This is a genomic window from Oligoflexus sp., assembly GCF_035638955.1.
Classification (GTDB): Bacteria; Bdellovibrionota_B; Oligoflexia; order Oligoflexales; family Oligoflexaceae; genus Oligoflexus.
In genome coordinates this window covers 22,324-42,979 of record NZ_DASQYZ010000382.1, presented here as the reverse complement: position 1 = coordinate 42,979, position 20,656 = coordinate 22,324, and the positions used below count along the sequence as shown (strand labels likewise).

Sequence of the window (20,656 nt, the reverse complement as noted above, 5' to 3'; positions counted from 1 at the left end):
CGAAATCCGAAGACAGGAACTGGAGCCTGCATAGAGGAGGGGACCACTATGCTTACGTTTGATCATAGGGACTTCACTAAATCGGCGTTATCGTTTGCTGTCGGAATGTTGGGAGTTGCTCTCTTTGCCGCGTGGCGGTCGAAGGGGGACATTCCCACGATGAGTTTAACATTGGGTTTACCGCTCGGGGTCGTGGCTTTCTGGGGGATCTATTCATGGCGTATGAAAAGGATGGCCCTGGAACTCGGCTTTGTTCGGAACCACACCGAACCGGTCCAGTCTTTACCGCAACACAGAGAGCCAGCCAACTTTAAACCCAAACTTTTGCATCGAGGCACGCACAGTCAACTGACTCTTGAAGCCGCTCGTCAGCTGCCACGCTTTCGCACCCGCACCAAGGTTTCTTCGCTGGCCTGGGAAGGTCAGGATGCTGCGAAAATTCGCGATCAGTGGCACATGTAGCCCTAAGGCTACCGGTGACGCCGCATAAACTTCTTCATGAGCTGCGCAAACTGCAAAGGTGCTTCAACCTGAGGACCATGGCCGCGATCGGCCAGCAGGTAGAGGACGGACCCTGGAATCTGGCTATGCACAAAATCAGCTGTCGCGGGCGGGAAAAAGGTGTCTTCGTCTCCCCATACGATCATGGTGGGGACGCTGATGTGTTTGAGATGGCGGTTCAACGTGAATTCATCCAGACGAGGATCATCCAGGGTTTGAACACCTTCCAAAAGGTCGGTTAAGACTTTCTTGTGCCACTTGGAGTGTTTCTGGTAATCTCGATAAATATGATCCCAGATAAAGGGTGGAATCACGGGCGGCGTATGGTAAACGCGATTCAGAAAGTACTCGAACTGCAGCGGCGTATCGATCGCGAAAATATTGCGATCGTCCAAAAATTCCTGATAGATCGACGGTTGGTCGGGCAGAACGATGCCGGCGCAATCAACCAGTGTCAGCGATTTGATACGTTCGGGCATGCTGAGGGCTAGTTTTACGCCCACGGCGCCACCCAAAGAGTTGCCGACCAGATGAAAGTCAACCCAGCCGGTCTGCTCGATGAAGGCAGTCATCCATTTCGCGTAATTGGTGAGACTGTAAGTTTCACCTTTGCGTTTGAAGCTGCGGCCGAAACCGGGCATATCAGGAATCATCACATCGCACTCATTCACCAGGAATTGAGCGGCATTGTAAAAGTTTTCCTTGCTGTCACCGAAACCCGGCAGAAAAATCAACTTCTCGGGTCGCCCCTGATCGGCGATCATATATTCGATCTTGTGCTCGCCACCGGCTTGCTCCACGCGGGCCTTCAGAAATTTAAGTCGCAGTTTCAGATACTGCTCATAACAATCTTCGCCAACATTCTCTTTCCAGCGAGCTGGAATATTCCGTAGAAGTTCATCCCGCAGAGCGAGTGCCAATTTCATCGAATCGTCTCCGTTGACTTATGAGGCCTGCTTATAGCGTCGCAATTGATCTTCGATCGCTTCCACCATGTCTTTGACTTTGAACGGCTTATCTATGATGCGATTGGGTTTGTGATCGCTTTTGGTCAGGTCATTTTCAAGGCCGACATAGTAACCACTGCAGAGGATCACCGGAACATCACTGCCCGAGCTGCGGATGCGGGCCAGGAATTCCAGTCCATCAACATTGGGCATCCGAATATCGGAGAGCACGAGATCCACCGCATGCTTTTGAAATAGGGCGAAGCCCTCGGCTCCGTCGCCGGCTTCCAGCACATGGTATTTGTAATCTTCGAGCGACTGCTTATAGAATTCGCGAATGGCCTCATCATCTTCAACCAGCAAAACCACAGGACCCTGAATCGCAGCCGTTTTTTGCGGAGCGATCGAGACAGCGGAAGCGTTCGGCATGAAGATGGTCACGCTCGCACCTTTTTGCCAGCCGCCGTCCAGTTCAATCGTGCCCTGATGGAATTCCACGAATTTACGCACGATGGCCAGGCCAAGGCCCACACCATCCTTGCCCTGATTGGAACGGCCGGATTGAACAAAGGCTTCAAAGACCTTGGATTCGTCTTCCTTGCGGATGCCCTCACCCTGATCGCGAACCTGAAACGCGAGGTGCGTGCCACTGGCCTTTTGAGCCAGAAATGTCCGGATGAAGATCTGACCACTTTGGGGTGAAAACTTGATGGCATTGATCAGCAAGTTTTCGATCACCTGCCGCATGCGATTGGGATCCAGATTCACCTGGATGTCCTGATCATGCGTAACCTGAAAGGTAATTTTCTTTTTCGCAGCCACAACCTGCAGGTTCTGGATGCTTTCATTCAGTAATTCACTGAAGCGGATGACGTGGTAGTCGAGCCGAAAGCCATGTTCCAGGCGCACGACATCCAAGATATCGTGAATCATCGAGGACGCCATTTCCCCGTTACGCTTGATACGTTCGACAAAGGACCTTTGATCCTGGCTCAGCGTTCGCGAGCTTTCTTCAGCCAGAAGGTAATCCGTGGATAAGGAAATCACAGTCAGAGGGGCGCGCATATCATGGGAAACGAGGCCGAGGTATTCATCTTTGCGATCGCTGTCGGCGCGCAGTTCAACAACTTCTTTCGCCTGTCGTCCGAGAAGCTCAGACAGGCGAGCGCCGACTCCACTCAGCCGTAATTCGCCGACCAGAGTGGTCCCATCCATGACAACGGCGAAGCGCAGGCCGCGCTTTTTCATGTCGTCCAGGGTCTGCAGCAAATCAGCTTTGGGGCCCACTGTGAAAGGCGGTTGGGTCAGAAGTTCAGCAACGGTTTTACGCTTCCTGCCATCGACTTGGGCAGCACCGAGATCGCGGCTGTCCAGGTGACCGCGAATGCTGCCGTTTTTTTCGATAACAATACAGCTTTCCAGCTGCATCTGAACAAGCTGCGTCAGGGCATATTCAACTTTGGTGTCCTGCGGAATGGTCCATGGCTTGGTATCCATGGCATCGGCCACCAGTAGTTTGTCCCCGTTATTGCCTTCCATTACCACCTCGCCTACGCATGATGCGCGGTTTCTCTTGGCAAGGGGATCGGCGTGAATTCAATAAACATTAAAGATTTCAAAGGGGACCAAAAAAAACGCAGCCCGGAGGGAGGGCTGCGTGATGGAACTCTTTGATTTTTATGTGTTATTAGGGGAAATACTGGGCCCCTGAACGCTGCGTTGTCTTGTCTCCGGCAAACCCACCCCAGACCAGGGCGCTGCTTCCCGTCCAAACGATGGAAGAGAACGAACGTTTAGGTGGTGTGGTGACCTCTGGTGACTCTGCCGGTGGCACAGTCCCTGGCAGAATTCGCCAGCGCATGGTCTCGGGATTAAACGCATAGACTTCGCCAAAGAACGTGGACAAACGTTTGGATTGCCCGCCGATGAGCAGAACCTCTTCGCCGTTCCACACAACGCGATGGCCCCAACGTTCGGTCATGAGTTCGCTGCTATAGGGGGTCCACTGTTTCTTATCAGGATCATAAAGTCCGCCGGTGGAAGTCAGATCCGTACTGGTTCCCGAACCACCGCCGCTGATCACGACCATCTTACTGCCGGTCCACACGGCCTGGTGTCCCGCGCGCGCGGTTGGCATTTTTTGCGCGTTGTCAATCATAGGGCTCCAGCTGTTGGTCGCTGGCGTGTAAACGGCGCCGTAATCAGTGATAGCATTGTTCGCCGTTTGACCGCCCCAGACGATCATCGATTTACCCGTCCAAACCGCCGAATGACCAGCCTGAGTGCGCGGCGCATTGGCTCCTGTGCTCATCTTTGACCAGGTACGTGTGGCAACGTCGAAGATGGCCCCGAGCGCATAATTGCTGGCATCGTAGCCGCCCCAGATGATCGCCTTGTCACCAGTCCACACGGCGGTCTGGGCCGGATAAAGGGTGACCAGAGGTTGTGCTGGTGTCCAAAAGTCAGGCTTGCCCACTTGCGTCCAGACCTTGGTACTTGGATTATAAAGGGCGCCATCGAACGACCAGGTTGTGCTATCGGTCGTTCCGTTATAACCGCCCCAGATCAAGACTTCCGAACCGGTCCAGACGGCATTCGCCTGACTTCGAGGCGTAAACCAGGCGGGTGGATTCAGATCGGTCCACTGCCCCGTGGCCGGATCGTAGGAATGCGCCGCATTCAAATGAGCAGGCTGGGATGCCGCTGCATTCTCATCGCGGAAACCACCGATCACAATCATTCGATCACCGGTCCACACCGCAGCATGCTTTTGGCTACTGACCGGAGCATTTGTCAAACCCAGAGGAATGGCATCCATCAGACCGCTCCGCCACGCATCAATAATGCCAATGGCGATCAGATCTGCTGTGGTTTCATCGGCATTGAAATGGTGCGCCGCTTCATGAATCAGAAGCTGCGCCACTTCCAAAAAGTTGATCGGTGCATTGGGATCCGCAGGCTTGTCATCCGCGGAGCACTGCAACTGAGTCCGGCAGGTCGGATAGGAAAACTGGATAGGATTGGCCGTAGGAATTTTGCCATCGTCTCCGGGGGGAACGGTAAACGCACAGGTTGGCTTGGCCTCGTTCACCCATACGTGTTCGGTCTGCAAAATATCAGCAGCCAGGAACTTTTGATTCTTGATGATCCATTCGCGAACGCTGGCCGATTGAATGCGCGATAGAGAATTAGGATTGATGCGAAGCACCACGTTCGCCGCGTACTCACGCGCCCGAGCGAAGTTGATACGCATCCAGTCGCCGCCATTGCCCACACCCCAGTGTCCGAGCTTGCCGCCTGGCGTCACGTAAGGCAGGTCGGGTTCAATGCCCACCTTAACAGGAATATCCTTGTCAAGATTCGGCAGCGGTTTCAGGTTTTTCAGCTGCGCCATCGCAAAAGGCGGGCTGAGGCCGATTAAGAGCGCGGCTATTCCAAACTTTTTCATACCGTTCCCTCCTCCACAATCTTAAAGAGTTGCATTGATATGCAGTAGAGCAATTCCCTAGGCTGTTCGCCTTGAAACTGAGCGCAGAATCGTCGTTGAAAATCCTGGATGGCCTCAAAGGCCGCGGGAAGATCACTTCGATCTACAGTCAGAAAATGTGTCGAAAACAATCGTTCTTGAACGGGCTGCACGCCCATGGCCTGGATGGCTTTTTCCAGAACCTGGCGGTGAAACTTGCGGATGCTTCCCGAGGGAACTCCGCCCGGCACCCAGCCGTCCTCCTGGATGGCAACGTAAACATCGTCTTCTTTTTTCAGAAGACCCACGCGGATCAATCGGTCGACCGCCAATTCGATCTGGATCAGTGGAATACCAAGCCGTCTGGCGATCCATTTGGTATCGTGCCGGAAGTCCTTGCACTTCATGAGTTCCAGTATTCCGAGGTGATACCAGTCAGAAATAATCTTAAAGGCATCGAGTTGCAACTGAAACCGACTATCCCGCTCCTTTTCAAAGTCCACTTTGAGCAATCTGAGTTTGGCTTCCTCGCGTTCTTTCACACTTCTGGCGTGTCGAATCGAAACCAAGTCACAGAAGTACAGTGTTTCACGCTCATCAAATCCCAGAACACTGGCGATCTTCTGCGCGGCCGTGCGGGAAAGGCCCTGCTTTCGATTCAGAATCTCGCTCAGACGTGATGGAGACAATTTCAAATCTCGAGCGAAAGCACGCAGCGAATACCGGGGATTCTGATCGCAGCGATTGGTCAGTTCCTTCTGCAAAATCAGACGATAGTCAGTAGCTCTTGCTTCCATATGAATATGACTCCCTCATTATTTTCATAACGCACACAGAACACTTCTGTCCAGCTGCACGGAACAAAGTGTTCTGTAAGCTTACTGGCCGACAGGAAGAGCCGTTTTGGCGTAAAAAACCTAATCGAAATTAATTACTTTCTGAAATAAATGACCGAGCGTCAGGAAATCACTATCGTGTGAGACAGCCGGAAAGCCCTATCCAACGCAAGTCTCCGGGACTGCACACAGAATGGCCAGCCCCTCGAGTTTGCCGAAGGGTGTTTTGTGAGGAATAGAATTCCGGCTGATGAGGTTCGTGTTATGAGTAGTGTACCCGTCTTTGCTGACGCGCCTAAGCCCTCCATTCATGATGCTGCTCAGGAAATGCTGCACCGGGAAATTGACGAAATCGTTCAAATTTCCCTAACCCTTTCGAAGTCGCTTGGATTTTTGAAAAGCCGTTTGAAAACACCTTTTCCCAAGACCTGTTCGAAGTGCGGGTTTGTGTATCAGGCCTTTGAAGATTTCTTTTACGGCACGGAAGAAATCGCTCGCGGAACAGTCAGCTATCCCATCCTGGGCAACGACTTTTACCTGCATCGCAATTGCAAGCCGCCCTGCGAAACAACTCTGGTCGTGGTCTTCGTCGATCGGCGTGATGAATCGATTCCTGGCGTCCGTCGCCGTCAACTTTTTGAAGCATGTATCGAGCGTCTGCAATCCAGCTTCAGCGTGGATGAGACCAGCGCACGAGACATCCTCTTGACGCTACTCGCCAATCAACTGACTTTGCGTTCACAAGGCGAGTCGGGAGGATTTCGTTAATTTTCCGCAACGGCGATCCAGAACCACCTGCATAAAACATCTGTATTCCTTGTGTTTTGGATCCTGCACTGCTAGCATCTTCAGCGCGCGACCTTTTTGCTGAAGAGACAAATCATAATGCGAATTACTGCGGATACCTTACTCAGCATGACGGAAAAAAGTTTCGTGCGAGAGTATCTCTGGACACCAGAGCAGCAGCTTGCTTTTTTGACCGCACGCGACCATGGCGTCCGCTATATGGACGGCTCATCGTCGTCTTTGACGGAAGACCCTCGGATACCCGTCGACTTTCACGCCGAACTTGATCAGGGAGGCGGTTCCTTTGTTGCGGCCAAAAGTGGCACCTACGGTCTGGCTCCCCAGGCTTTGACCCTCTATTCCTGGACCAAAGATGGCTCCCGATTTCGACCGGTGCGGGCTCAGGAGCTGGTGCTCTGGCAAACTGGCTACGACCGCAAAACCGTCCTGGCTCGCATCCCACCCTCTTTAGGTTTGCAGATTGATCCGCGCGAGCGCTGGCTGTCGTGGATCAGCGAGCATGGCCATGAAGAGGAACTGGAGATTTTCTCACGCTTACGTCAGGACCGGGAAGTTCGCAGTGTTCTCCGTGTCCCGGGCTTTCTTCGGAATGTGCGCTGGCACCCCGATAAAGCCATGATGCTGTATATTTCCTGGCCGCTTCATGATGTCCCTTGGGAATCCGCCCGACTTTATATTGCTGATTATGACATGCAGGACCTGCGTCCCGTACCGCGTGCAGGCCGCCCCTTGCAACCGCCCCAGGTGGGAACGGTGCCGATGAGCTGTTCAGAAGCCGCATTCAGTCCGTGCGGCCGCTATGTGATTGCGCTGATTCGTACGGGAGAATGGTATCAATTCTGGTCCTACGACATCGCCCGTCAGCATTGGCAGCAGATCAGCCATGCTCAGGCTGAGCTGGCGAAGCCGCCGCGTGGCGCCGAGCAACCGCAATTCGCACTGCATCCGCATCGCCCTCTGGTTTTGGGTATCGCCGCAGAAAAAGGCGCGTCGCACTTCGTCCACTATCATTATGCAACCGACGAATATCCGCAGAAGTGGAAAGCCCCACGCACCCGGGACAGCTGGCTGGATCAGCCGCGTTTTTCACCGGATGGACGGCACCTTTCTGTGATCAGCGCATCGAGTCAAAGCCTGCCTGGACTTCGGTCCTGGCAGTATGATGTCGACACTTGGTATGAAGCCAATCGCGTGCGCCTGAAGCAGCCCTATCGCGCTCAATCGCAAACGCCTTTGCGCGTGGAATGGCCCAGCCTTGATGGGGAAACCGTGCATGGCCTTCTCTATCAACCCAAGGATGGCAGTGGACCGCTGCCGTTAATTATTGCCGTTCATGGTGGACCTGTGGATCAGGTCAGCGCCGGCTGGCCCGCGAAAGCCAAGTTCTTTACGCAGCTGGGCTTTGCCTTTCTGTACGTGAATTATCGCGGCAGCTGGGGCTATGGCTCGACCTATCAAAGGGCCCTGGAAGGACGCTGGGGTTTGATCGATGCCGAAGATGTGGCATCGGCCGTGAAATCTCTGGGTGATCAGGGCCTCATCGATCCTAACCGGGTTGGCATTTGGGGCGGAGCCGCTGGCGGCATGACTGTTTTGAATATCCTCATCCGTTTTCCCAGACTGATCAAGGCGGCTGTTGCCGTGTATCCTTATCTGGATTTACCAGATCTTCTCCAGCGCTGCGCTCCCCTGAAAAGGGCCGAAATGAAATGGGCTTTGGGTGACTGCACGCGTGATGAAATGCTGGCTCGCTCGCCGCTGCTGCGTGCCGGTCGGATCAAAACACCCCTGGCATTGTTTCACGGAGCCAAAGACAAGCTGGTTCCCTTGGAACAAATGCAGCAGCTGCAGAGTTTATTGGAAAGACAAGGCACGTCCGTGCAGTTGAAAACCTATGAGCACGAAGGCCATGGGTGGAAGCACGAGACCACACGCTACGATTATGCGCGACGGGTCACGGATTTTTTTGTGAAAAGTCTGATGGAAACAAGTTCCAGTTCCCTGGCTTTGCAGTACGGTCAGCGCGAGCAACCGTCACAGTCCGTCTAAGGAATCGTGTTTGAACAAAAGCAAGCGGGAAGAAATCGATTACAGTCACGAGGTGCGGCTCATCCAGTCGCGCTCCGGACGCTATGCGATGACCGGCCTCGCGATGTTTTTCCTGCTGCTGGGCTTTATTGGGGTGTTCACGCCTATCATGCCCACCATGCCTTTTGTTCTGCTGGCGGCGGTTTGCTTCGCCCGCAGCTCTCCACGCTTTTATAACTGGCTGATGAATCACCAGTGGTTTGGTCCCTCGCTGCGCGACTGGAAAACCACCGGTGGCATCAGGCGTAAAAACAAAATCCTGGCAATCACGCTGCTGACGTTCACGATGACCCCCACTGTGGTCTTCATCGTGCCCATCATGGGCGTCAAAATCCTGCTGGCGGTCATCGGCCTTCTGGTGGCCGCGTTTATCGCCACGCGCCCCAATCCCGATCGACCGATCAAGCCGCAGGATGGGTCGCTCCGTTAAGAGTTGGCCTGAATCCATTCCAGCACATCATCATGATGCGTTTTGGTATTCACCTTGGGCATGACATGCATGATCTTGCTGTCCTTGCCAATGATAAAGGTGCTGCGGATCACACCCATATACTCCTTCCCATAATTCTTTTTCAAGCCCCAGGCACCATAGGACTCGGCCACCGCATGGTCCGGGTCCGATAAAAGGTCAAAGTTGAGCTTTTCCTTGACGCGGAATTTATCCAGCTTGTCAGGGGCATCCGGACTTACGCCAAGCACAACGATGCCCTTGTTCGTATATTTCCGTTTGCTATCCCGAAGGCCACAGGCCTGCGTGGTGCAGCCTGGGGTCATGGCTTTAGGATAAAAGTAAAGCACCACGATGTTTTCACCCTTGAAATCCTTAAGGCTGACGGTTTCACCGTCTTGATTCTGCAGGGAAAAAGCAGGGGCTTTGGCTCCGACTTCCAGGAAATCACTCATCCATTGTCCTTTCTTAAGTTAGCTGCCCGCGACACTGAGCCCACCGAAACGGATCTGGGGGCTGAAAAAGCTGAACGATGAACTGGGCTCGAGACGATCCCCGACGGCCTGGATCTGCTGCAAAAGTTCGTAGAAGTTTCCAGAGAGGGTCACGTCCTTCACGTACTGATCCGTCCGTCCGTCACGCATCAAAAGCCCTTCCACCGCCAGCGAAAAATATCCGGAGATCGCATTGGTGCCGGAGTGCAGGCCTTTCAGCGAAATCACTTTCAGAACGGTGCCCGTATAGAGGTCCTTGACCGGCGTGCGCCCCTTATCCAGAACAAGCTGCGTGCTGCTCGTCCCGAGTGATCCCCGTGGACCACGTGCCGCGTGGCCGGTGTTGGGAACTTTAAAGTAGCGGGCGGTGGCGCTGTTATGGAACATGCTTTTCATCACGCCCTTGTCGACCAGCACCATATCCTTGCGAACGAAACCCTCGTCATCAAAACCAGTATAGGAAAATCCTTCGGAATACTGGGGACAGTCGCGGATGGTGATGTCACTCGAGGCAATGCTCTGTCCGAGTTTATCGCGATAGTACGCCGTCCCTTCCATCGCAGCCTTGGCGGAAAAGGCTCCCAGGAAGGCTCCCAAAAGACTCTGCCATTCATCAATGTCGAAGATCACATCGTAACGTCCGGTCGACACAGCTTTCGCACTGAGCAGATGCACAGCGGTTTCGGCGCTTTGCTTCACACAGTAAATAGGATCCAGACCGATAAACGTGCGGCTCACGCTCGATCCCGAATACATCGCCTGGGTGCTGCCTTCACTGGCCAGGGCCGAGGTGTAGCAGGAATAGCTGCGTTCCTTTTGATAGCAAAACGTCCCGAGGTGGTTGGCATAGAAATGCTCGCCTTCGCCATCGGCATAGCCATTATAGGGAGCGTTGCGAATTCTTTTATCCTTCGCCAGCACTTCATGTTCCAGCCGCAGGGCCAGATCCACTTTTTCTTTCACCGCTGCCGAATCCGGATGATTCATCGATGACTGGATTTCAATCAGATCCTTGGCATTCTTTTGTTCAATCGCCTGATAGGGATCCGGACTGGAATAGCGTGAGGTATCCAGCGCCTGCTTCACCAAAAGTTTCAGCGCCGCATCTTCCAAAGATTCACTGGCCGCAATGCCGGCCTTTTGATCCTGCAGAACGCGGATGCCGATGACCTGGGTACTCGTGACCTTGGATTTATCGATGCGTCCCTGCTGGGCATTCAGGGAAAAAGACTTGCCCCGTTCCAAAATCACATCGCACTGCTGCACCCCCAGATCGCGGGCCATATCCAGCACCTTGAAACAAATATCGCGACCTTGTTTCCATTCCATCAGGCTTCCCCTCCCACCAGAATTTCATCCACCTTCAAAGAAGGTTGGCCAACAGTCACGGGAATGGAACCACTCACCGATCCACACATGCCGGGCGACAGTTCCAGGTTTTGACCCACCATCGAAATCTTTCTGAGGACCTCAGGACCTGAGCCGATCAACGTCGCCCCACGAACAGGTCGATCGATTTTTCCATTTTTAATCAGATAGGCTTCTTCCACAGCAAAGTTGAAGTCACCCGTTCCTGGGGTGACGCTACCGCCGCCCATGACCTTGGCAAACAGACCTTCTTTCACTGTCGACAGCATCGCTTCCAGCCTATGCGGACCGGCTTCAATATAGGTGTTGCGCATCCGGGAAGCCGGGGCAAATTTATAGGACTGACGACGGCCGGATCCAGTGCGGGCGTGGCCGGTTTTCATATGACCCAGGCGATCCACCAAAAACGCTTCCAATCGACCGTTTTTGATCAGCTGAGTTTTTTGCGTTGGCATGCCTTCGTCATCCATATTCAATGAACCCCAAAGACCTGGCAAGGTTCCATCATCCACCGCACTCACGGCTTCGTGGGCTATCATCTCGCCCATCTTATCGTGAAAGACCGAAGCTTTTTTCTCGACCGAGGTTGTTTCCAAAAGATGCCCGCAGGCTTCATGGAAAATCACCCCACCGAAACCGTTATCGATAATCACGGGCATCTTGCCTGCGGGACAAGGATCGGCATGCAGAACCGTGAGCGCACGCTTCACCAAAAGATCCGCCATCTCCTCAGGCTCCCAGCCTTGCGTCAACTCCCAACCACTGCCGCCACCAGGACCATGAAACGCGCGGGCCTGTTTGCTGCCATCCGCAGCGATCGCCGTCAGCGGCAGCCGGGTGTAATGCCTTTGATCTTCCATGGCCATACCATCCGAATCGAAGACCTGGACGGTCTGCCACTTCTGAAGGCTGCCGATATCCATCTGCACAATTTTCGGATTCTTACGGGCATATTCATCGATTTTCATGAGCCAGGCGATTTTTTCTTCATAGCCGGCATCACGATCCAGACCTTGTTTCGCAGGCTGGCGATCAGGTGTACGCTGGAGTTTCAAGGCCTGCGCCCGCCCCGAACCGGATTTTTGATCCAGGCCGCAGATCAGGCCCAAAATTCGGAGCAGCTCCGCGCGTTCTGCAATGTTGGTGTAACCATAAACGGATTTGTCACCGAACAGGGCACGGATCCCAATGCCGAAGTCGGTTCCGGTTTTAATATCTTTGACTTTCTGATCCTTGATCGCGATCACGCTGTGAACCGTTTGCTCGACATAAATGTCGACAAAATCAGCTCCAAACGAAAGTCCTTGTTGAATCAATTCCTGAGCAATCTGGACGTCTAACATGGTTTGGCTTTACTCCATCGCGAGGGCACAATGAGACTGAGCACTCTTCTATCCGGAGTTTAACCACTCCTGCCGCTTTTGGCCACAGTCATTAAGTCGCGATAAAAATTGCTGACTGACATTGGCGTCTCGCTTCGGCTACATCTTCTGCAGACCAAATCGAGACGAAAAAAATTATGGCGCATTGCAGGAGGGGGCATTATGCGTTTAGGCTTTTGGATGGCCTGGGGTTCACTGGCCTTGGCCACGCAACTGGGAGCGGCTGACTGGACCCAGGATGCATCCATTCCGCGGGAAGGGCGTCCCAACATTCTGCAGCTGGATCCGCAGCAGCAGGCGCATTATGTACACAAGGGATGGCAGCATAGTCTGAATTATCCTGTGCAGGTCACAGGTGTCACCGTGCCTTTGGAACTGCTTCAGGATCTTCTCATCGATACCTACGAAACGCCCCTGCGCAAACTTCTGCAGCAGGCATTCAAGGCCCTTTCCGGCATCAGGACCTTTGATGATTTTGAAGCGTTGGCAGGCCTCGTTGCGGAGCCGGACGCGGCGCACAATATCTACAATGTCCCGCTGGTTCCTCACGATTTTGCCAGGCGTCTCGGAACGTCCATCATCGACACGGAGAATGGGCCCGGCGTCAGCTTCAGTTGCGCGGCCTGTCACATGGGTGAGCTCTTCGGTGTGCCCGTTCCGGGACTCACCAATCGGTTTCCCCGCGCCAACGAATTTTTTGTAACAGGCAAAAAGGCCCTTAGCCTTGTGGAACCGCACCTCGCCAGCGCTGCTCTTGGATTAAGCAGCGAGTCACGCCGCATGCTGCAATCGGTGAAGCGTTCCCTGGCTCGCGTCGAAGCACGATTGCCCGCCAAGGATGGTCTGGACACATCCCTGGCCCACGTGGCGCTTTCGCTCTCGCATCGGCAGAAGGATGCCTATGCCACACCTTCAGGCTGGTTCGAAACCTTCCCTCGGCCCGATGCCATTCGCCCGATCGTGTCCGACAGCAAACCTGCGCCCTGGTGGAATGTTAAATATAAAAATAAATTCCTGCTCGATGGCTCCGTCGTGTCCGGCAATCCCATTTATACCAATATCCTGTGGAATGAAATCGGTCGCGGCACTGATCTTAAGGTCCTTGAAACGTGGCTCGATCAGAATCAGCAAGCCATCGATGAGCTCACCGCTGCCGTGTTTTCGACCCGGGCTCCTCGTTACACCGACTTTTTTCCAGCAGCCTCCCTTGATCTTGCCTCTGCCCAGCGCGGCCAGAAACTTTTCAATGGTAACTGCGTTCGATGTCATGGGACCTATGATAAAGCGTGGGATCAACCCGATGCGGCACTGCTCAGTGCAGAAGAGCTGTTAGCGACGATCCGCGTTCGCTACTTCACTAATACGCCTGTGATTGATGTTGGCACCGACCCCCAGCGTGCGGCTTCGATGAAGTCTCTTCTCCAGCTCAATGATCTGGCGATTTCGCAACGCAAGGGTGTGCTCATCCAGGTCCAATCGGGTTACGTGCCGCCACCATTGGAAGGCATCTGGGCCCGCTGGCCCTACTTTCACAATAATGCAGCTCCCAGCCTTTGCGCGGTCCTGACCGCAGGCGACAAGCGGCCTACCACATATTTTGCTGGAGAAGCTCGCGATAAGGACCTGGACTTTGATACAATCTGTAACGGCTATCCGGAAGGTGACCAGGTGCCACCTGAATGGAAAATTGATCCTGCTCGCCGGTACAACAGTACCCTAGCCGGGCTGAGCAATAAGGGTCATGATGAAGGGATTTTCTTGAAGGGCGGACAGGAGATGTATTCAGAAGCGCAGAAAGCGGATCTGATTATGTTCCTCAAGACCTTATAGGAAGATGGTGAAACAGGGCTTTCGCTGCTGCGAAGGCCCTGTCTTCCTGCTTAGCCTCGACAGCCGTTGATCACGCCAAACGTCCAGTCATCAGCCGATTCTGTGAATTCATCACCGCAGTTGGGATCCGCGGCACCGCCGCTGGACGTGTTGCGATAGGAACAGGCATCATGGTCCATACAATCTTTGGTCCATGACGAGGGCAACCAGTTGCCGCAATTAGCTCCGCACCGTCCCATGCAACCATAGCTGTTCGGCCAGTTGGTACCAACCAGGATATTTTCGGTCACATAACTCGCAGCCAAGGTATTCCATTCCGCTTTCACGATTGTATTCTTCTTAATACAGGTGATGCCTTCGTTTTTCAAAGCCAGTTGCTTGTCGTAGCGATTGCTTTCGAAAGCATAATTGGATGGGGCATAGGACAGATAGTCCAGGATCTTATAAGTAACCTGATCATCGGCCGAAGACTGCTCGTTCAGATTGGAAGCCTGGGCGAAAACTTCAGCAGCTTTCTTCAAAGCGGCTTTGTCGTCCTCGCTCAGCGTGGCTCCATAACCATCGAAATTGCTGAAACCGCTATCGTGGTAGCTGATATCTATGTTTTTGTCGCCAACGATCACGGTGAGGTCGTGTTCCTGGGTCGAGGACATATCACGCGAAATCGTCACGCCCGTATCACCCAGAATCTGCGACTGCGCGTGCGCGCCTTGCGTCTGCTGCGGTGCCTTGGGATTGCCGCAGGACACCAGCAGGATCATGGGTATGGCTACGAGAAACTTGTTCATGAACATTCCCTTCAAGAGAAGTGATCTAGAGGTATGAACACTTATCGGGAAGAGGGAGGGGGTTCTGAACGGGGCGGTTGTTCGCCCCGTAGGCTAGGCTATCCAAAGGGGTAATCAGAATGCTGACAGTCTGTAAATCTTCAGGAGGTTCCCGGTCTACGGAAACCACCTTTACTGGATCGCAGCTCCGCTCACAGACCAGTACCTATCACCCTGAAATAATAGGGCATCACCGGTGACTTCCTTCTTGGTCGAGTCAATCCGCATGGCGATCTGTGAATAATCGGCACGATCCTGAAGAGGAACCTTGGCTCGTGACCAGGCCAGGCTTAAACCAGACATCTCCAGGAGGGCCACGGTTTCCTTGCCCGCAAACCAATAGCCACCGGCTTCGGTTTCACCCGCAGCCACGATACCGCCCTCGAGCGGCACCGGCAGAGTACTACTGAACTGACTCACAGAGGGCGAACCATTGCGAATCGCGAGGATGGCGACATTGGTATCGAGCTGTAGAATGATGGTATCAACGGCGGCATAGAGCACGCGGGCTTTGGCCCAGTCGCCTTTGATGGTCGAAGTATTGAAGTTTTCCACCGGTACTGATGCTCCAGCCTCACCAGCCTTGCGTCGTCCCAAAGCCTGCGGACCGACCAGCCAGAATTTGCCATCGGGCAGGGTGTAGAGGCTATAATTCACGGGCTGCACGATCACAGCATCCAACTGGGTCGGCGGCGCATCTGCAGCCGGATTATAAAGCCAGGATTTGCCATCTTTACCAAACAGCACAATCTCGGTGGCCGAGACTTTACTGACCAGACCGATGTTGGCTTTAAATTCAGCAGAGAGCGCTGCATTGTTTTTAGCTTCTGTCAGAGGCGGAGCCACAAAATCGGTTGATTTTCCCGGATCGGTTTGAATATCGCCGTCGCCCGGCTTGGGTTCAGCGGCCACAGCTCGGGCCGCAGCCGCCTCACCGCGTCGACTGACTGATTCCGAGGAACAGCCAAACGCCAATGAAAGCAAAGCCATAGCTGCCGAAGTCGTCCATAAGCTTTTCAAGGCCCAGTCTCCCATCCTAGTCGCATGGAATCTTATCCTTTCCTTTTCGACATTTTCGAAGATTTCTTAAAGAAAAAAAGCTGTGACCCCATGTACGGAAAAATTTTCATAAGTCAGGATTCTGCCGTAAAATAGGGGGAGATCCATATTCACCCTTTAACACCCCGCTATAACTGGCTTCCCGAAGCTTGGATAAAGTCATGTCCAAAAGCTTCCGATAATTTATTGAGCCTTTCCTCGAGGAGTCCCTATTGATGCGCCGCTACCTGAAACACATTCTGCTGCTCGCCACAACCCTGGTAACTTCGGGTAACTCATCGACTGTTTTCGCGGATTCAAGTTATGACCAAACTTTGAAGCAAGCGCTGAGCACCTTGAAACAACAGCAGCAGGAAAAATCGCGTAACGCCCTGAATGCATTAGCAGAACAGGTGCAAAGCGATATGGAGCCGGCCAAGCGGCTGCAGGCTGCGATCATGCTGGCTGCCTTTTATTGGGACAGCAATTACCGGCTGTCGCGGACCTACCTGGGGATTGCCGAATCCCTCCGCAATCCAACCGTGCCGGAATTGAACCGCTTCGATGCGGAAATCGATCATATGAAAGTCCGTTTCCGCCATGCGGCGCTGCTCGATGCCGAGACCAAACTTCAGCTGGAAACCCAGTTGAAAGCCAATCCTCCGGAGCCGCTGCGTTTGTCTTTGGTGGAAATGCTGCTCGACACCAATGATGCCCTGAAGCTCAATACGGATTTCATCGCCGTTTATAAACGCTATTATACGAGCTACCCTCGGACGGTCCGCCGTGACCGTTTCCTGCGCAAGGCTGCGGACATCTATCTGGCCCAAGGCGAAAACATCGCCTACTTTCAGCAGCTCGAAGGCCTTCTGGATCAGTATCCCGTCAGTGAAGAAGCCAAGGCCAGCCTGGATCGTCTGATTGAACATGCGCAAGGCAAGAAAAGTCCGGCCTATGCATTCACCTTTCCTCTGTTGAAGAAAGTCTATCGCAACTCATCCCATGATCCGGATCAGCAGAAGCGTATTCTGGGTCTGGTGTCGACTCCTATGCGTCGCACTTCGAAAGATCAGCCGCAAAAGCTGGAAATCGTCGATCAGATTCGCCTTTACAGCTACCTGCAGCTTTATGATGAAGCCTTGAATCTGGTGCAAACTGGACTGAGTCAGCCTAACTTGCCCGCGCGTTTAAAGGATGACCTGACCAACTGGAGCGCTTACATTCTTTCTGAAAAGGGTGAGCACCAGACAGCTCTGGCCCGCTATCCCACAGCCAGCAAGGGCACAAGTCCTTTGGAAGTCCTCTTTCAGGAATCCCAGGCCAAAAGCTTAATGAGTTCGCGTCAGTTCCCTCAGGCGGCTCAACTCTATAGTCAACTCATGAAACGCAAGGATCATCCCCGTTATCGCTGGTACTATTTCTGGACGTCTTTGGCCGGTGGCAACCTGGATATCGCGCGTCGCTTCATGGGCACCAAGGGTGAACATGTTTTCAATGAAGTCGAATTCCGCCGCGATGCCTCTCTCTACTGGCGAGGCCGTGCCGCGATCAGCGGGGGTCAGCTGGATGAAGCTCAGCAGCTCTTTAAAACTTTGACCGAGCGGGCCCAGCCTGGCTATTACGGAATGCTGGCCAAAAGTGCCCTGACCCAGGGTCGCAATCTGGCTGAAAAGAATAAAGCTGCTGCCGTTGCCGAGACCGACGAGGCTCCAACCGACGATAGCGTTTCTCCCAAAGCTTTGTTGGCTGCTTTTAAACCGCAGGAACGTCTGGATTCGCCGAACCTCAAATCGACGGTCACCGTTCCCGCTAGTGGAGCCAGGAATGAAAACATTCCTTTTGCCAATTACGTTTATGAGATTAGCAAAGTCACGGAAATGAACCCCTATCTGATCCTGAGTATCATCAAATCGGAAAGCGCGTTCAATTCCCGCGCCCTGTCCACCGCGGGCGCTCAGGGTTTGATGCAGCTCATGCCTTACACGGCGGTTCGATTGGCCCGCCTGCTGGATGATCAGGATTTTAGACTGGACCAGTTGCAGGCCGCTGATACCAACCTTCTTTATGGTAGTTTGTATCTAGCCTTGTTGCTCAACTACTACAACGGCCATGAAGTTCCCGCTGTGGCCGCTTATAACGCCGGTCCTCAGGCCGTGAACAAGTGGTTGCGTGAATGCCAGAATTGTCCAGTCGATGCGTTTGTGGAATTCATTCCCTACGCGGAAACACGGAATTACGTCAAAAAAGTACTGAACACCTACAGCAGCTATTATCAGGCTGAGCCCCAAAGCGAGCCCAATTACCTGTTTAAAGAGCTGCCTACGGAATTTCCTGACACCAACATCTTTTGATTTCATACCCGGACCGGCGCTGTTATCCTCTAAGTAATTCCAGCCATTACCGAGGATCTTGAACATGCGCCGTGTTCCGCTATGTCTCGCCATTCTTTCGGCGGCCTTCCTGGTCGCTTTTTTGACCTGGAGATTCCGGGCTCCCCTGCGCAAAGAAAATCCGATCGTCCTCCATGAACCAGGCGAGGAGACGATGGAATTTCTTATTCTAGGCGACAGTGGCAGCGAACTGCCCGAACAATATAAGCTTGCCGACGCCCTGGAACGTTACTGCCTGACTCATCCGGTTCGAGCGGTGTTCATGTTAGGCGACAACTTTTATCCTTCGGGCGTAAAGTCAGTCGATGATCCTCAATGGCAAACCGCATTCCGTGACCCCTACGAAAAGGCCTGCCTTGGCAAGGTTCCGTTCTACCCCATCCTCGGCAATCATGATTATAAAGGTCATCCTGCCGCGCAAATCGCTTACTCCCAAATCCAAAATCATTGGCGTATGCCCCATCGCTTCTATAGCGTGCAATTTGGCGAAATCGCAAAATTCATTGCCCTGGATACCAATGTCGCTGATATCTGTGGGTTTTCCGAGCACTGCGTGCTGGATTTTCTGCGTGAGTCTTTAATGGATAAGTCGGTGCCCGTCCGCATCGTGTTAGGCCATCACCCGATCTTCAGTTCGAGCGGAAAGTATGGTGCCACTGTTCTTGGTCGTGTTTTGCGTTGGTTCATGTGCAAAACGGGGGCCACTTACATTGCCGGCCATTCCCATCATCTTGAGCATCGACAGGACGCAGATTGTTCGCTGGATTTGTTTATCAGCGGCGGTGGTGGGGCCTCTCTTTATGAAACCAGAAAGGATGATCCAGGAACGCAGTTCGTGCAATCCAACCATGGTTTCCTTCGGGTAAAAGTCAGCAAGGCCGGCAGCACATTCACCTTCTTCGATAGTGACCTGAAGGATCTTTATTCATTCCGTGACCACTAAATTTATTCAATGCACGCAAAACACTTGCCTAGCGCGATTAATCAGGCTACCTTCAGGGAAAATTATCATTCTCTGCTAGTTTTGGAGGAAGTTCACAATGAACCGTTCCGAGCTTATCGACGCTATCGCGAAGTCAACCGGGGCTACAAAAGCTGATACAGACCGCTTTCTGAATGCATTCACAACTGTGATTGAGAAAAACATCAAGCGAAAAGAAGGCGTAAAACTGGTCGGCTTCGGCACGTTCTCGGTGTCCAAGCGCAAGGCCCGTCTGGGTCGCAATCCCCAGACTGGTGAAGAAATTCAGATTCCTGCCCGTACGGTTCCCGTGTTCCGTCCAGGCGCGCTTCTGAAGCAAGCCGTCAACGTTTCGAAATGAATTTCGAATAGGCGCTCCCGCCCTTGAGGCGGGAACGCTTATCTCTCAACAACCGCCGAGATTTTCTTCCTGATGCATATCCTGCATCCCGGTATAGACGTCTGCTTTTAAAAAGTCGCGCTCGACCGGCAACTGATCCTCCAGCACATCCTTGAACCACACACGCCGCTCATTGTCCCAGCGATAGCGATTATTTCTGAGCTTATCTTTGGTTTCAAAGGGAGCCCGGGTGGCAAAGACTCTCACCTCTCGATAGTAGCTTCTTTGCACGAGCTCGGCGAAATAGGGCTCCATGATGCGAAAGGTCGTAGCGCAATCGAACAGGGCGCGATGCGCGAAAGGGTTGACAAAGCCATGATCCGCCGCCAGATAATTCAGGGCGCGGGTGCGATAGCCTTTATTTTCCCAATCGATATGCTTCAGACTGCAGGCCCAATGCACCTCGAGTCCGCTGTACTCGCCGCGCTTCTGCATAAAACTACGATCAAACTCCGCATTGTGCGCCACCACAATGGAAGCCCGCTCCAGAATTTTCCGGACCAGGGGCCAATCAATTTTTTGCCCCTGCAGCATCTCATCATTCAAACCGGTGATTTTCTGAATCTCCGGCGTAAGCGGTTGCTCGGGATCCTCGAGGCCACTATACATGGTCGTGATGGAAGGCTTTCCCGACTCACCCACTCCGAATTCGATAAGGCCGATTTCGATAATGCGATCACTTTCGCAATTGATTCCCGTTGTTTCCAAATCCAAAACAACACCGTAATCCATGCATGACTCCTAAGAAAGAGGGTGGCGGTCACTAGGGAGTTTTTGCCTCTTTTGCTAGCACCGCCAGATTGATGTAAAATAAAGGCATGCGGACGATCCCGGCCTCCGGCCCTATTTGGGGATCTCATCTTATAGCGAGCA

Annotated in this window: 18 protein-coding genes; 8 read left to right on the top strand and 10 right to left on the bottom strand. The window is 53.2% G+C overall.

The window, feature by feature from the left end; genetic code table 11:
• Positions 1-48: 48 nt before the first annotated feature.
• Positions 49-462, top strand: a complete 414-nt coding sequence (locus VE954_RS33180; RefSeq protein WP_324961124.1) for a hypothetical protein — start codon at positions 49-51, stop codon at positions 460-462.
• Between the two features lie 8 nt (positions 463-470).
• On the opposite strand, the gene VE954_RS33175 is transcribed toward VE954_RS33180, so the two are convergent.
• The 4 genes from VE954_RS33175 to VE954_RS33160 form a co-directional block, all read right to left on the bottom strand.
• The gene (locus tag VE954_RS33175) at positions 471-1,427 is read right to left on the bottom strand and encodes an alpha/beta hydrolase (protein WP_324961122.1); all 957 of its coding nucleotides are present in this window, start codon (positions 1,425-1,427) and stop codon (positions 471-473) included.
• Positions 1,428-1,445: 18 nt separating this feature from the next.
• Positions 1,446-2,987, bottom strand: coding sequence for an ATP-binding protein (locus VE954_RS33170; RefSeq protein WP_324961121.1), 1,542 nt, complete (start codon positions 2,985-2,987; stop codon positions 1,446-1,448).
• 148 nt (positions 2,988-3,135) lie between these two features.
• Positions 3,136-4,896 carry a Kelch repeat-containing protein gene (locus tag VE954_RS33165; RefSeq protein WP_324961119.1) on the bottom strand — a complete coding sequence of 587 codons (1,761 nt, stop codon included), beginning with the start codon at positions 4,894-4,896 and terminating at the stop codon, positions 3,136-3,138.
• Complete coding sequence (locus VE954_RS33160) at positions 4,893-5,711, bottom strand: TIGR02147 family protein (RefSeq protein WP_324961117.1); 819 nt, start codon at positions 5,709-5,711, stop codon at positions 4,893-4,895. Before VE954_RS33160 ends, VE954_RS33165 begins: the two co-directional genes overlap by 4 nt.
• Positions 5,712-6,014: 303 nt before the next feature.
• Here VE954_RS33160 and VE954_RS33155 point away from each other — a divergent pair, with 303 nt between their 5' ends.
• The 3 genes from VE954_RS33155 (at position 6,015) to VE954_RS33145 (ending at position 9,075) form a co-directional block, all read left to right on the top strand.
• Complete coding sequence (locus VE954_RS33155; protein WP_324961115.1) at positions 6,015-6,518, top strand: hypothetical protein; 504 nt, start codon at positions 6,015-6,017, stop codon at positions 6,516-6,518.
• A 117-nt stretch (positions 6,519-6,635) separates the two neighbouring features.
• The gene (locus VE954_RS33150; protein WP_324961113.1) at positions 6,636-8,606 is read left to right on the top strand and encodes an alpha/beta hydrolase family protein; all 1,971 of its coding nucleotides are present in this window, start codon (positions 6,636-6,638) and stop codon (positions 8,604-8,606) included.
• A gap of 10 nt (positions 8,607-8,616) precedes the next feature.
• Positions 8,617-9,075, top strand: a complete 459-nt coding sequence (locus VE954_RS33145) for a YbaN family protein (protein ID WP_324961111.1) — start codon at positions 8,617-8,619, stop codon at positions 9,073-9,075.
• Here the strand turns inward: VE954_RS33145 and bcp are convergent.
• Genes bcp through VE954_RS33130 form a run of 3 tightly spaced genes read right to left on the bottom strand, consistent with a single transcriptional unit; the run spans position 9,072 to position 12,298 of the window.
• Positions 9,072-9,548 (bottom strand): thioredoxin-dependent thiol peroxidase, encoded by a 477-nt coding sequence (bcp, locus tag VE954_RS33140; RefSeq protein ID WP_324961109.1) that lies wholly within the window; start codon positions 9,546-9,548, stop codon positions 9,072-9,074. The genes VE954_RS33145 and bcp overlap by 4 nt on opposite strands.
• 18 nt (positions 9,549-9,566) lie before the next feature.
• Positions 9,567-10,916, bottom strand: a complete 1,350-nt coding sequence (locus VE954_RS33135; RefSeq protein WP_324961107.1) for a TldD/PmbA family protein — start codon at positions 10,914-10,916, stop codon at positions 9,567-9,569.
• On the bottom strand, positions 10,916-12,298 hold the full coding sequence (locus VE954_RS33130) for a TldD/PmbA family protein (RefSeq protein ID WP_324961105.1): 1,383 nt from the start codon (positions 12,296-12,298) through the stop codon (positions 10,916-10,918). Before VE954_RS33130 ends, VE954_RS33135 begins: the two co-directional genes overlap by 1 nt.
• A 201-nt stretch (positions 12,299-12,499) precedes the next feature.
• Here VE954_RS33130 and VE954_RS33125 point away from each other — a divergent pair, with 201 nt between their 5' ends.
• Positions 12,500-14,167 (top strand): hypothetical protein, encoded by a 1,668-nt coding sequence (locus VE954_RS33125; protein ID WP_324961103.1) that lies wholly within the window; start codon positions 12,500-12,502, stop codon positions 14,165-14,167.
• Between the two features lie 50 nt (positions 14,168-14,217).
• Here VE954_RS33125 and VE954_RS33120 read toward each other — a convergent pair whose 3' ends face one another.
• Together VE954_RS33120 and VE954_RS33115 are read right to left on the bottom strand one after the other, a co-directional pair.
• Positions 14,218-14,955, bottom strand: coding sequence for a hypothetical protein (locus VE954_RS33120; RefSeq protein WP_324961101.1), 738 nt, complete (start codon positions 14,953-14,955; stop codon positions 14,218-14,220).
• 171 nt (positions 14,956-15,126) lie between these two features.
• Complete coding sequence (locus VE954_RS33115) at positions 15,127-16,014, bottom strand: hypothetical protein (RefSeq protein ID WP_324961099.1); 888 nt, start codon at positions 16,012-16,014, stop codon at positions 15,127-15,129.
• A 254-nt stretch (positions 16,015-16,268) separates the two neighbouring features.
• Here VE954_RS33115 and VE954_RS33110 point away from each other — a divergent pair, with 254 nt between their 5' ends.
• The 3 genes from VE954_RS33110 (at position 16,269) to VE954_RS33100 (ending at position 19,744) form a co-directional block, all read left to right on the top strand.
• Positions 16,269-18,383 carry a lytic transglycosylase domain-containing protein gene (locus VE954_RS33110; protein WP_324961097.1) on the top strand — a complete coding sequence of 705 codons (2,115 nt, stop codon included), beginning with the start codon at positions 16,269-16,271 and terminating at the stop codon, positions 18,381-18,383.
• A 64-nt stretch (positions 18,384-18,447) separates the two neighbouring features.
• The gene (locus VE954_RS33105; RefSeq protein WP_324961095.1) at positions 18,448-19,365 is read left to right on the top strand and encodes a metallophosphoesterase; all 918 of its coding nucleotides are present in this window, start codon (positions 18,448-18,450) and stop codon (positions 19,363-19,365) included.
• 97 nt (positions 19,366-19,462) lie between these two features.
• On the top strand, positions 19,463-19,744 hold the full coding sequence (locus tag VE954_RS33100; protein ID WP_324961093.1) for an HU family DNA-binding protein: 282 nt from the start codon (positions 19,463-19,465) through the stop codon (positions 19,742-19,744).
• A gap of 45 nt (positions 19,745-19,789) precedes the next feature.
• Here VE954_RS33100 and VE954_RS33095 read toward each other — a convergent pair whose 3' ends face one another.
• On the bottom strand, positions 19,790-20,515 hold the full coding sequence (locus VE954_RS33095) for a 3'-5' exonuclease (protein ID WP_324961091.1): 726 nt from the start codon (positions 20,513-20,515) through the stop codon (positions 19,790-19,792).
• Between the last annotated feature and the right edge of the window lie 141 nt (positions 20,516-20,656).